Origin of the sequence: Shewanella sp. NIFS-20-20, assembly GCF_019209865.1 — a bacterium.
In the GTDB taxonomy this organism is placed as follows: Bacteria; Pseudomonadota; Gammaproteobacteria; order Enterobacterales; family Shewanellaceae; genus Shewanella.
In genome coordinates, this window is record NZ_JAHUTT010000046.1 from 1 (window position 1) to 12,201 (window position 12,201).

Sequence of the window (12,201 nt, forward strand, 5' to 3'; positions counted from 1 at the left end):
CCACATGACTCCATGGCTATGATTGTTGCGGGTGTTTGAGCTAAAAACTCAATAAGTTTTGCGCGAGATAAATGCTTTCGAAATTGCTCTCGACCGCTATAGTCATGAGCAACAAGATGAAAAGAAGCTTTGCCTAAATCGATCCCAATTACTTTAATAGTAGACATGATGGTTCGCCTCTTTGTTTGCCTAACCCTAAGCTTAGCTTAGGGGTGAGGCGGACCATCTAATTAAGCCCAAACCTGTGGTTTGGGCTAATGGCATTAAACGTCGTAGTCTTCCGGGGGGGCGAGCGCAAAGTTGACCTGCTCGTAGCTAAACCCCTGTGACAGCAAATATCGTATCCGTTTCGCTTTTTCTTTGGGGTCAATCGCGCCAAATTCGCGGTATTTACGTGTCGCTTTAGCGCGAGCAAGCGCAAACCAATCGCAATCTGAACCTGCCAAACTCTCACTCACGATTGATTTAGCAATGCCCTTTAACATCATGGCTTGCTGGATCCGCACCGGGCCGTGGCCTTTATTGATATGGCTTCTTAATAATAATTGCGCAAAGCGCTCATCATCTAAGTAACCACTGGCACAGTACTCAGCCACCACGGCATCAATATCGCTACCGCTAAAGCCTTTGGCCAGCAGTTTATCCGTCACTTCTTTGCATGAATGATCACGCCGAGCCAACATGGCCGTCAGCGCGAACTTAACCTCACCCGACATGGAGATTAAAACACTTCGCCTGTTTCTAAGTCGATGTTTTCATCACCGCCAGCACTCTTGGCCGCATCTGGCTTGGCTAATAGCAAAGCACGTAATTGTGATTCAATGTCAGCAGCAATGGCCGGATTTTCTTTCAGGTATTTGCCAGCATTAGCACGGCCTTGACCAATCTTGTCACCCTTGTAGCTATACCAAGCACCTGATTTTTCAACCAACTTATGCGCCACACCTAAGTCCACTAACTCACCAGTACGGTTAATACCCAAGCCATAAAGGATTTGGAACTCGGCTTGCTTAAAGGGAGCCGCAATTTTGTTTTTCACTACTTTCACACGGGTTTCGTTACCCACAACCTCATCACCATCTTTGATGGCACCGGTGCGGCGAATATCCAAACGTACGGATGCATAAAACTTAAGAGCATTACCGCCAGTGGTGGTCTCAGGGTTACCAAACATCACACCGATTTTCATACGAATTTGGTTGATGAAAATCAGTAAAGTGTTTGATTGCTTGAGGTTACCAGCGAGCTTACGCATGGCTTGGCTCATCATTCGCGCCGCAAGGCCCATATGTGAGTCACCAATTTCACCTTCAATTTCTGCCTTAGGGGTCAGTGCCGCAACCGAGTCGACAATAATGACATCAACAGCACCACTACGGGTTAAGGCATCACAAATTTCTAATGCTTGCTCACCAGTATCGGGCTGCGAACACAGTAAATTATCAATATCAACCCCAAGCTTTTGAGCATAAATTGGGTCAAGTGCATGTTCGGCATCGATAAAGGCACAGACTTTACCTTCACGCTGCGCGGCAGCAATCACTTCAAGCGTTAATGTGGTTTTACCCGACGACTCTGGCCCGTAAATTTCAACGATACGGCCCATGGGTAAACCACCGGCGCCTAAAGCAACATCCAATGATAATGAACCAGTAGAGATAGTTTCCACATCCATAGAGCGATCTTCGCCCAGTTTCATGATAGAGCCTTTGCCAAACTGCTTTTCAATCTGGCTCAACACGGCACTGAGTGCTTTCTCTTTGTTTGGATCTATCTTCATTATGTATCCCTCGTTGATGGCCGCTGGCCCATGATAATGTGGTCAATAAGTGGCAGAGTTCGAATAAGGCGCACTTATTTTAATAGGCTTAGTATACTGTACAGTCATACAGTATCAACCCCTGTTGGACAAAATTTTTTGCCGCCGCCGATCCCACTAGAGCACAAGAAAGTTATTTGCCGTGCATCATTCAGATAAAAAGCTTGCTAAAATCGACAAAAATTTGGGCCTAGTGCCCAATCCTCCACTTGACCAAGATGATGTTTGAATGATGAGTATGGTTACCGCCGAATTAGAAAAGCACACACCGATGATGCGTCAATACCTGACGCTTAAAGCTGCCCATCCTGACATGTTGCTGTTTTATCGTATGGGCGACTTTTATGAACTGTTTTATGACGATGCCAAAAAAGCATCTGAAATATTAGGCATTTCGTTAACCGCTCGCGGGAAAAGTGGCGGAGATCCTATTCCGATGGCAGGGCTGCCTTACCATGCAGTAGAAGGTTATCTCGCCAAGCTAGTTCATCAGGGTGAATCGGTTGCAATTTGTGAACAAATTGGCGATCCCGCGACTAGCAAAGGCCCTGTAGAACGTAAAGTCGTGCGAGTGGTCACCCCAGGCACCTTAACGGATGAAGCCTTATTACAAGAACGTCAAGATAACCTACTCGCGGCAATTTATGAGGGAAAACATGGCTATGGCTATGCGACCTTAGACGTTGCTTCAGGTCGATTCTGTATTATTGAACTCGATAATCAAGAAGGCTTAGAGGCCGAGCTACAGCGCACCCGCCCAGCAGAGCTTCTATACAATGAAGAGTGTAGCCAGCTCGCATTTATCGACACCATCAAAGGCCGTCGTCGTCGTCCTGAGTGGGAATTCGATTATGACACTTGCATTCAAAGCCTGTTAAGCCAATTTGGCACCAAAGATCTCCAAGGCTTTGGTATCACAGATGCACGATTATCACTGCAAGCCGCTGGCTGCTTAATGCAATATGTCAAAGATACCCAGCGTACAGCGTTGCCGCATATTCACTCCATCACTAAAATGAATCCCGATGACAGCATAGTGCTCGATGCGGCGACCCGACGCAACTTAGAGTTAACTATCAGCCTAGCAGGACAAAGAGAGCATACGCTGGCATGGATTTTAGATAATACCGCGACGCCGATGGGCAGTCGCATGCTGCAGCGCTGGATCCACCAGCCGCTTACCAATCAAGCCCAAATCCAGCTCAGACACCAAGCGGTCAGCGAGCTGTTGGCGCTGGGGATAAGTCATGAGTTGCGAGCACCATTGCAAGCATTAGGTGATATCGAGCGCATTTTAGCTAGGTTAGCCCTGCGCACGGCACGTCCGCGAGATCTTGCTCGCCTAAGACAAGCCTTAGCCATTTTACCTGAGTTACACGCGCTGTTGGCTAACACTGGTACTGCGCATCTAAACAAGTTGCAATCGCGCCTGGGTCAATTCCCAGCGGAGCTTGATCTACTGCAGCGAGCCATTGTCGATAACCCACCGGTGCTCATCCGCGATGGCGGTGTGATCCGCGATGGCTATCACAGTGAGCTCGATGAATGGCGGCAACTCAGTACTGGCGCGACCGACTATCTAGAGCAATTAGAGTATCGAGAAAAAGAGCAAACCGGCATCTCGACCCTCAAGGTCGGCTACAACCGAGTGCATGGTTATTACATCGAAGTAAGCCGCCTGCAATCAGCCCAAGTCCCTATCAGCTATCAGCGACGCCAAACGCTCAAAAATACCGAGCGTTACATCACGCCTGAACTCAAAGAGTACGAAGAAAAAGTACTGTCAAGCCAAGGGCGGGCACTGGCGCTTGAAAAACAACTGTGGGAAGCATTATTTGATGAGTTGCTGCCCAAACTACAAGCCTTGCAAGATTTTGCGATGGCATCGGCCGAGCTAGATGTATTAGCCAACTTTGCCGAGCGCGCAGAAACGCTCAATTATTGCTGTCCTATCCTCAGCCAACAAACGGGCATTGACATCCGTGGTGGCAGACACCCTGTGGTAGAGCGTGTCAGTAAAGATCCTTTTATTGCGAACCCCGTCGAGCTACACCCGCAACGACGCATGCTGATCGTCACTGGTCCTAATATGGGCGGGAAATCTACCTATATGCGCCAAACAGCCTTAATCACCTTGATGGCACATATTGGTAGCTTTGTCCCGGCAGACAGCGCCACTCTTGGCCCTATTGACCGTATTTTTACGCGTATTGGTGCTCAAGATGATCTCGCTTCTGGACGGTCAACCTTTATGGTTGAAATGACCGAAACGGCGAATATCTTGCACAATGCCACAGCTAACTCTTTAGTGTTAATGGATGAAATTGGTCGCGGCACATCAACATATGATGGCCTATCTTTAGCCTGGTCAGCGGCGGATTTCTTAGCCAGAAAACTTGGGGCAATGACCTTATTCGCGACTCACTATTTTGAGCTGACCGCCTTACCCGAACAGATCCCAGAGGTACATAATGTTCACCTCGATGCGATAGAACACGGTGAGACCATTGCCTTCATGCATGCCGTCCAACCCGGCGCAGCCAGTAAAAGCTACGGCTTACAAGTGGCGTCACTCGCGGGGGTACCGCAAACAGTGATCCGCGCGGCAAGTATGAAGTTAAAAGAACTCGAATATCAGCAGGCTCAGCATAGTCATCAGCCGAATAACCCAATGAGCATATCGCCTGAGCAACTATTAGCGCTTGATCACGCCAGTCGAATCGAAGCGTATTTAGCCGCACTCGATCCTGACAGTTTGTCTCCACGAGAAGCCTTAGCCAAACTCTATGAAATCAAGGCGTTAATAAACTAGCCTCGTAAATTTCACAAAAAAAACCAGTCATACATGACTGGTTTTTTTAGGCCGTAACGACTTTAAAAATTTTCTCGGAAAATGGCTTCGACTGACAAACCTTGATTACTGAGGAGTTCCTTTAATCGCTTAAGTGCTTCAACTTGAATTTGACGAACGCGCTCACGTGTCAAACCAATTTCTGCACCAACATCTTCCAACGTCGAAGGCTCGTAACCCAGTAAACCAAAGCGACGCGCTAATACTTCTCGCTGTTTACTGTTGAGTTCATTGAGCCAATCCACGATGGAATGACGCATATCTTCATCTTGCACTTTATAATCAGGACCGACGCTATCATCATCGGCTAAGACATCAAGCAGAGCCTTATCGTTGTCACCACCTAAAGGGGTGTCGACCGAAGTGATTTTCTCATTGAGCTTCAGCATGCGGCTGACATCACCACTATCGAGATTGAGTTTCGCGGCAATGTCTTCAGCGGTAGGCTCATGATCGAGTTTATGCGCCAATTCACGTGCCGTACGTAGATAGACATTCAATTCTTTAACAACATGAATGGGCAAACGAATGGTGCGAGTTTGATTCATGATCGCTCGTTCAATCGTCTGACGGATCCACCAAGTGGCATATGTCGAAAACCGGAATCCACGTTCAGGATCAAACTTTTCTACCGCACGAATTAAGCCTAAGTTACCTTCCTCAATTAAATCGAGTAAAGCTAAACCTCGGTTGTTATAACGACGGGCAATTTTCACCACGAGTCGAAGATTACTTTCGATCATTCTATTGCGCGATTTTTCACAGCCTTTGAGTGATTTTCGTGAAAAATAGACTTCTTCTTCGGCGCTTAATAGCGGTGAAAAACCAATTTCACTTAAATAGAGTTGAGTGGCATCTAGATTTTTTTGCAGATCTTCTTGTACTTGACAGTCTTTTTCTTCCGTGGCGTCCCTTGATGTAGCCGTAACTGCTTCAGCCATATCACGGGGTACTTTTACAAGCTCGTCTGCGCTAACAGTATTATTAATACGGCTCATATGTTGACTCCCTAACCTATCATGTAAATTACAGTATCTACTGCACTGGTATATCCTCCGTTGCCAAATTGGCTGCCAAACTAATTATTGTTTAGGCAAATATTTTAATGGGTCGACTGAAGAACCATGGTAACGAATCTCAAAATGTAACATTACCCTGTTAGTCCCGGTGCTTCCCATTTTCGCTACCGCTTGTCCTGCCTGGACCTGCTGTTTTTCTTTTACTAGGATACTGTCTGCGTGAGCATACGCACTAAGATAGTCTTCGCTATGTTTAATAATCACTAAGTTGCCGTAGCCTCTTAATGCATTACCCGCATAAACCACTCTACCTACTGCTGCAGCTCCGATAACATCGCCTCGATTCCCTGCGATTTTTATCCCTTTATTTCCCTGCCCTGCCGCAGAAAAGCGACTAATTAACCGACCCTTGACTGGCCATGTCCAACGACTGACTTTAGTGGGTATTCCCAAATCAGGCCTGTGGATATCTCGGTTAACATTCTGTTGAGCAGTTGTTACAGGGTATGTGGTAGTTGTACTTGACGCAAGCACTTTTTTTGTGCTTGGGGCAATTTCCTTAATTTTAGCTGAATTGGAGTTAACCTGTTGTTTATTATTGGATTCATGCTTATAAGTGGTGGTTTTTGTGCTGGTATTACTGGTGGCCGACGTCGCTGAAACACCTGTTTTAATTGCTTTTGAAGTGCTTGTTTTTTTTGAATTTGATCTAAGGGTTAACTGCTGTCCGGGAAAAATTATATAGGGATCATTTAATTTATTTAATTTTGCAATTTCGCTAAAATCACGATCAGCTCCCCAGGCAATCGAATACAGGGTATCCCCTTTTTTAACGGTATAGCGACTACCTGCGATCGAGCCTTTTTGGTAATTAGCACTGGCCTCGTTTGACAAGCTGATCACAGGCGCTGGGCGTTCTGACTGCAAACTGCAACCCACTAGTAGTATGCAAATAATGAATCCCCTGCCGAGCCTCGCCTTCAACAACACTTGTTCATCCTTTCATTCAGCGCTAGCCAGTTAAGCGAGTTCACCCGCGACTAATGGTACAAATTTAACGGCTTCAATAATTTGCTGTACGAATCCCTCAGCGGTCCGTCGGATTAACAGTAATTGCTGATTATCTTCGCCCACGGGAATGAGTAAGCGCCCATCCATAGCCAACTGCGCCAACAAGGCTTCAGGCACCACTGCTGCGGCGGCGGTCACCATGATGGCATCAAACGGACCGCGATTAGCCCATCCCTGCCAACCATCACCATACTTGAAAGCGACATTATGTAAATCCAGTCGCTTAAGTCGCTGCCGCGCCAGAATTTGTAAGCTTTTGATCCGTTCAACGGTAAATAGCTGAGGCACTAAGGAGGCGAGAATTGCCGCTTGATAGCCAGAGCCCGTTCCAATTTCTAACACTTTTTGTGGCTGAGCTTGAATTAGAATTTCCGTCATCCGCGCCACGGTATAGGGCTGCGAAATGGTTTGTCCCTGCCCAATAGGCAGGGCCGTATTATCAAAGGCACGATTGACTAACGCGGCATCGACAAACCAATCCCGCGGGGTTCTCGCCACCGCCTGCAATACCTTAGTGTCACGAATGCCGGCCTGTTGTAGTTTGGTGGCTAAATGTTGAGCCGCCGCAAGCGACACTGGCTTCATAGTTGTTTTATCCAATCGTTAAGTGGTGACAATTGTTGATAAGCCGTGAGATCCACTGTCAACGGCGTAATTGAGACATACCCTTGTGCAATCGCATCAAAATCAGTGCCCTCACCGGCATCTTGTACTTCACCAGGTGGACCAAGCCAATATATCGCTCGCCCGCTAGGATCTTGGGTGGCAACTATCCCTTCAGCGCGATGTCTTGCCCCTAAGCGAGTGACCTTAATACCTTTAATTTCAGCTAACGGTAGATCAGGCACATTCACATTTAAGATCTGGTTACCAGGTAATGGGTGGGCTAGTAAGCCTTTCACGATATGAGTGGCATACCAGGCCGCACTCTCATAGTGCTGCAATTGACTCCCCACTAATGAGATTGCCACAGCTGGATACCCCAAAAATCGCCCTTCCATCGCTGCGGCCACGGTGCCAGAGTACAAGGTATCGTCACCAAGATTAGCGCCCGCATTGATGCCTGACACCACAATATCAGGCTCGCTTGGGCACAACTGGCGTATCGCTAAGTGCACACAATCCGTCGGCGTACCATTTACCTGTATATATCCATTCTCTAACCTATGGATCCGTAAAGGATTCGTCAAGGTTAAAGAATTACTCGCGGCAGAACAATTTCGGTCAGGTGCTACGGTTAGCACCTCACCTAAGCTTGTTAGCGCTTGCGTTAAGGCAAAGATACCCGGTGCTTGTACACCGTCATCGTTACTAACGAGGATCTGCATCCTGTTGGGCTTCCTGTTTTAGTCGATCTTTTTCGGCCATCAATGCTTGGAACTGCATTTCTTGCACATCTTGGTATTGACATAATTCTCTTAATACCGCGGTCGCAAAACAGCCAGCAGGTAGCATAAACTCAAGCTGCACAACATCATCGCTAACGGCAATCGCCTTTAATCCCTCAGGGCGCAATAGCAAACTGCGACGCTCCTGATCAAGGCCGGCTTGCTCAAGTCCAAGCCGCTGCGCTTGGTAATTAACTAATGCGGCTTCTTCGAAGGCCAGCGCTTCATCCACACAAGCTAAACTACCACGCCCCCACAAGGGCGCTGATAATTGAATGTCCTTTTGGGCTAAACGCGCCATCAAGGTGTCATCCCATTGCTCAACAGTAAAGAAGCTACGACTCCCGCTCAACATCACGCAGTCACCGGCTAGCACTTGGGTGCCATGCTCTTGTAAGCGCTGCGACACCACCTGATTGAATAGATCAGAACGACTGGCTGACAGGTACATGCTACGTTTATTACGATCTTTCACTTTGCGGCCAGCAAACATGGCTAAAGCACCGCGTAAATTGCTGCCATTGTGACCAAAGCGCTGTTCGCCAAAGTAGTTAGGCACGCCAGTGTCGGCTAACAGTGCCACACGAGTGAGTAAGCCTGGTACATCTGAGACTTGACGTAAGGTCAATTTAAAACGGTTACCACTTAAAGCACCAATCCGTAATTTTTTGCCGTGGCGACTGCTGGTCAAAATGGTCAGCTCGTCTGAATTTAATGACGCCCAGTCAGGGGTCTCTTTGCCAGGGATACGAACACCAAACCATTGCTCGGTAATGGCATTCTTATCTTTTTGGCCAGCGTAGGTCACCTCTTTCGGATGTACCTTGGCAAACTCAGCCAATTGCTTAGCCACCATGACAGTGGTTAAGCCATTTTTACGGATATGCAATAAATGATGCTCGCCTTCACCACTGGGTAAAAACGGTAAGATTTCCTGAACTTGGAAATCAGCATTATGTGTACGAATATCAACGTTGATGGCAGGTTTGCCATGTAAATAAGTTAAGCTGTCTATGCTCATTGGGATCCCAGGCACTAGGCCTTAGCAGAGAGAATTCAGTAGCACCACAGCTTCCACTGCAATACCTTCTTTTCGACCCGTAAACCCGAGTTTTTCGGTGGTGGTCGCTTTGACATTGATATTATCAATATCGCTGTGCAAATCCCTTGCTAATACTTGTCGCATCGCATCTATGTGCGGGGCCATTTTCGGTGCTTGCGCAATAATTGTGACGTCAAGGTTACCTAATGCAAACCCTTTGGCTTGAACTAGTTGATAACAGTGCCGCAATAATACTCGGCTATCGGCACCCTCGAACTGGGCATCAGTATCAGGAAAATGCTGGCCAATATCGCCTAACGCCATCGCGCCTAATAACGCATCGGCGATAGCATGCAGCACTACATCGCCATCTGAGTGGGCCACTAAGCCAGTCTCGTAAGGGACGATGACACCGCCTAAAATTAATGGCCTGTCGACACCGAATTTATGAACGTCGAAGCCATGACCTATGCGTATTTTCATATCGTATCCTCGTTATTCGCTAGCGCCCTTGCGAGCTCAGTAATAACCCCGCCAGAGGTAAATCATCAGGGTGGGTAATCTTAATGTTATCGCTGTGCCCTTGCACTAGGCCAGGCTGCATTCCAGCCCACTCCATGGCCGAGGCTTCGTCCGTCACGGCGACATGGGCTGCCAACGCCATGGCAAGATGCTTTTTCAATTGCTGAGCATTAAATATTTGCGGCGTCAGCGCATGCCATAATGACTCACGACAAACAGTTGTGGCTACGGTGCCATCAGCACTCGCGCGTTTCATGGTATCTCGCACTGGGGCTGCTAATAGAGCCCCTTGAGGATAGCTATCGCGACTTGCCAAGAGCTTATCAATGTCGGCGACGCGCACACATGGCCTCGCAGCATCGTGAACCATGACCCAAACGTCATCGCCTTGGTGCTCTGTGGTGATATGCTCCAGTGCCGCCAATACCGAATCCGCACGCTCCCCGCCACCAATGACGGTTGTCACTTTAGGGTGCTTGCTCTGTGGCAACTGGGCAAACAATTGATCTTGCGGATGTAAGGCGACAACCACCTGCGCTATCTCAGGGTGGTTCAATAAAATATCTAAGGTATGGGCCAAAATCGTTTGTTGACCTAAGACTAGGTATTGTTTGGCCATTGACGCCCCCATACGGCTGCCAATGCCTGCGGCGGGCACTACCGCAATAACGCGACCAAGCCTAGGCTCGACTTGACTCATGGATATTCTCCAAATAGGGCTAAAGAAAGCTTATTGAGATGAGGTTGAACCGACAACACGGTAAAAGGTTTCCCCTTGTTTGACCATGCCAAGTTCATTGCGGGCACGTTCTTCAATCGCCCCAGTTCCGCGACGTAAATCACTGATTTCTTCGCGCAAGATGTCATTGCGCTCCACCAATTTTGTATTACTTTGCTGTTGGTTGGCAATTTGTTGCTCTAATTGAAAGTACTCAGGCACGCTGTTTTCACCGAACCACAGTCGGTATTGTAAAACAGCCAGCAGTATGACCATTAGCAACACAAAACGTTTCATCTTGACTCAAGATTATTAGAGGTAATTGCTGATGATTTTACAACAAAAAAGGCCGCTTGGTGGCGGCCTTTTATATTTTACAGCGAAATTTTAGAAATTACGCCTTACCTTTAATCTCAGCGCGACCTAAATACGGTGCTTTTTCACCGAGCTGCTCTTCGATACGCAGTAACTGGTTATATTTAGCGACGCGGTCAGAACGACACAGTGATCCCGTTTTGATCTGGCCTGCGGCAGTGCCCACGGCTAAGTCAGCAATGGTGGCATCTTCTGTTTCACCACTACGGTGCGAAATCACCACAGTATAACCGGCTTCTTTCGCCATGCGGATGGCAGCCAAGGTTTCTGTCAGTGAGCCAATTTGGTTAAACTTGATCAGAATGGAGTTGGCAATGTTGTTCTTGATGCCACGATCTAAAATTTTAGTGTTGGTCACAAACAAGTCATCACCAACTAATTGGATCTTATCACCCATAATTTTGGTTTGATAAGCCCAACCATCCCAATCGGATTCGTCCAAACCATCTTCAATGGAAGCAATCGGGTACTGTTCAGTTAAGCTCTTAAGGAACTCAGAGAACTCATTGGCGCTAAACACTTTGCCTTCACCCGCCAAGTCATACTGACCATTCTTATAGAACTCAGAAGCAGCGCAATCCAATGCTAAGGTGACATCAGTCCCTAATTGATAGCCGGCAGCTTCAACCGCTTCTTTAATTACAGCTAAGGCATCAGCGTTAGAGGCTAGGTTAGGGGCAAAGCCGCCTTCATCACCCACGGAAGTACTCATGCCTTTCGCGGATAACACTTTTTTAAGGTGATGGAAGATTTCAGCGCCCATACGTAATGCTTCACGGAAATTTTCGGCTCCGACAGGCTGAACCATAAACTCTTGAATATCAACATTATTGTCGGCGTGCTCGCCGCCGTTAAGAATGTTCATCATCGGCACAGGCATGCTGAACTGACCTGGCGTGCCGTTCAATTCGGCGATGTGGGCGTATAATGGAATGCCTTTGCTGGCAGCAGCAGCTTTAGCCGCTGCTAATGACACGGCCAAAATCGCATTGGCGCCTAACTTGTCTTTGTTATCGGTGCCGTCTAAGTCAATCATTAACTGATCTAATTCAGCTTGAGCCGTGGCATCTTTACCGGTCAACAGCTCACGGATAGGGCCATTAATGTTGGCAACGGCTTGCAGTACACCTTTGCCTAAATAGCGAGACTTATCGCCGTCACGTAATTCTAAGGCTTCACGACTACCGGTTGAAGCACCCGATGGCGCCGCGGCCATGCCAATAAATCCACCTTCAAGATGCACTTCCGCTTCAACAGTAGGGTTACCGCGTGAGTCCATAATTTCACGAGCCAACACATTGATAATCTTAGCCATATAATCCTCAACATAAGTTCAAAGTAAAAACACAAATCCATGAATATTTGCATGGATGTATGCTTTCAAGCGCCACCTATT

12 protein-coding genes and 1 pseudogene are annotated in these 12,201 nt (G+C 47.5%); 1 reads left to right on the forward strand and 12 read right to left on the reverse strand.

The genetic code is table 11. The features are described from left to right. The 3 genes and pseudogenes from KU855_RS13770 to recA form a co-directional block, all read right to left on the reverse strand. A pseudogene (locus KU855_RS13770) lies at positions 1-167 on the reverse strand (IS110 family transposase); the annotation flags it as partial. 96 nt (positions 168-263) lie between these two features. Next, positions 264-716, reverse strand: coding sequence for a regulatory protein RecX (locus KU855_RS13775; protein ID WP_256261039.1), 453 nt, complete (start codon positions 714-716; stop codon positions 264-266). A 5-nt stretch (positions 717-721) separates the two neighbouring features. Further along, positions 722-1,780 carry a recombinase RecA gene (gene recA / locus KU855_RS13780; RefSeq protein ID WP_218530858.1) on the reverse strand — a complete coding sequence of 353 codons (1,059 nt, stop codon included), beginning with the start codon at positions 1,778-1,780 and terminating at the stop codon, positions 722-724. Positions 1,781-2,048: 268 nt separating this feature from the next. Here recA and mutS point away from each other — a divergent pair, with 268 nt between their 5' ends. Further along, entirely contained in the window at positions 2,049-4,631 is a 2,583-nt protein-coding gene (gene mutS, locus KU855_RS13785; protein WP_218530859.1) for a DNA mismatch repair protein MutS, read from the forward strand. A 62-nt stretch (positions 4,632-4,693) separates the two neighbouring features. Here the strand turns inward: mutS and rpoS are convergent, their stop codons facing one another. The 9 genes from rpoS to eno all read right to left on the reverse strand — a co-directional run bounded on the left by rpoS (position 4,694) and on the right by eno (position 12,120). Next, positions 4,694-5,668 (reverse strand): RNA polymerase sigma factor RpoS, encoded by a 975-nt coding sequence (gene rpoS / locus KU855_RS13790; protein ID WP_218530860.1) that lies wholly within the window; start codon positions 5,666-5,668, stop codon positions 4,694-4,696. Positions 5,669-5,752: 84 nt separating this feature from the next. Further along, positions 5,753-6,676, reverse strand: coding sequence for a peptidoglycan DD-metalloendopeptidase family protein (locus KU855_RS13795; protein ID WP_371316364.1), 924 nt, complete (start codon positions 6,674-6,676; stop codon positions 5,753-5,755). A gap of 33 nt (positions 6,677-6,709) precedes the next feature. Continuing rightward, entirely contained in the window at positions 6,710-7,345 is a 636-nt protein-coding gene (locus tag KU855_RS13800) for a protein-L-isoaspartate(D-aspartate) O-methyltransferase (protein ID WP_218530861.1), read from the reverse strand. Continuing rightward, positions 7,342-8,088 carry a 5'/3'-nucleotidase SurE gene (gene surE, locus KU855_RS13805; protein WP_218530862.1) on the reverse strand — a complete coding sequence of 249 codons (747 nt, stop codon included), beginning with the start codon at positions 8,086-8,088 and terminating at the stop codon, positions 7,342-7,344. Before surE ends, KU855_RS13800 begins: the two co-directional genes overlap by 4 nt. After that, on the reverse strand, positions 8,072-9,163 hold the full coding sequence (truD, locus tag KU855_RS13810; protein WP_218530884.1) for a tRNA pseudouridine(13) synthase TruD: 1,092 nt from the start codon (positions 9,161-9,163) through the stop codon (positions 8,072-8,074). The genes surE and truD overlap by 17 nt, the downstream gene beginning before the upstream one ends. Positions 9,164-9,190: 27 nt before the next feature. After that, the gene (ispF, locus tag KU855_RS13815) at positions 9,191-9,673 is read right to left on the reverse strand and encodes a 2-C-methyl-D-erythritol 2,4-cyclodiphosphate synthase (protein ID WP_218530863.1); all 483 of its coding nucleotides are present in this window, start codon (positions 9,671-9,673) and stop codon (positions 9,191-9,193) included. A gap of 19 nt (positions 9,674-9,692) precedes the next feature. Continuing rightward, complete coding sequence (gene ispD / locus KU855_RS13820; protein ID WP_218530864.1) at positions 9,693-10,412, reverse strand: 2-C-methyl-D-erythritol 4-phosphate cytidylyltransferase; 720 nt, start codon at positions 10,410-10,412, stop codon at positions 9,693-9,695. A 30-nt stretch (positions 10,413-10,442) separates the two neighbouring features. Further along, positions 10,443-10,727, reverse strand: a complete 285-nt coding sequence (gene ftsB / locus KU855_RS13825; protein ID WP_218530865.1) for a cell division protein FtsB — start codon at positions 10,725-10,727, stop codon at positions 10,443-10,445. Positions 10,728-10,824: 97 nt separating this feature from the next. After that, complete coding sequence (eno, locus tag KU855_RS13830) at positions 10,825-12,120, reverse strand: phosphopyruvate hydratase (RefSeq protein WP_218530866.1); 1,296 nt, start codon at positions 12,118-12,120, stop codon at positions 10,825-10,827. Between the last annotated feature and the right edge of the window lie 81 nt (positions 12,121-12,201).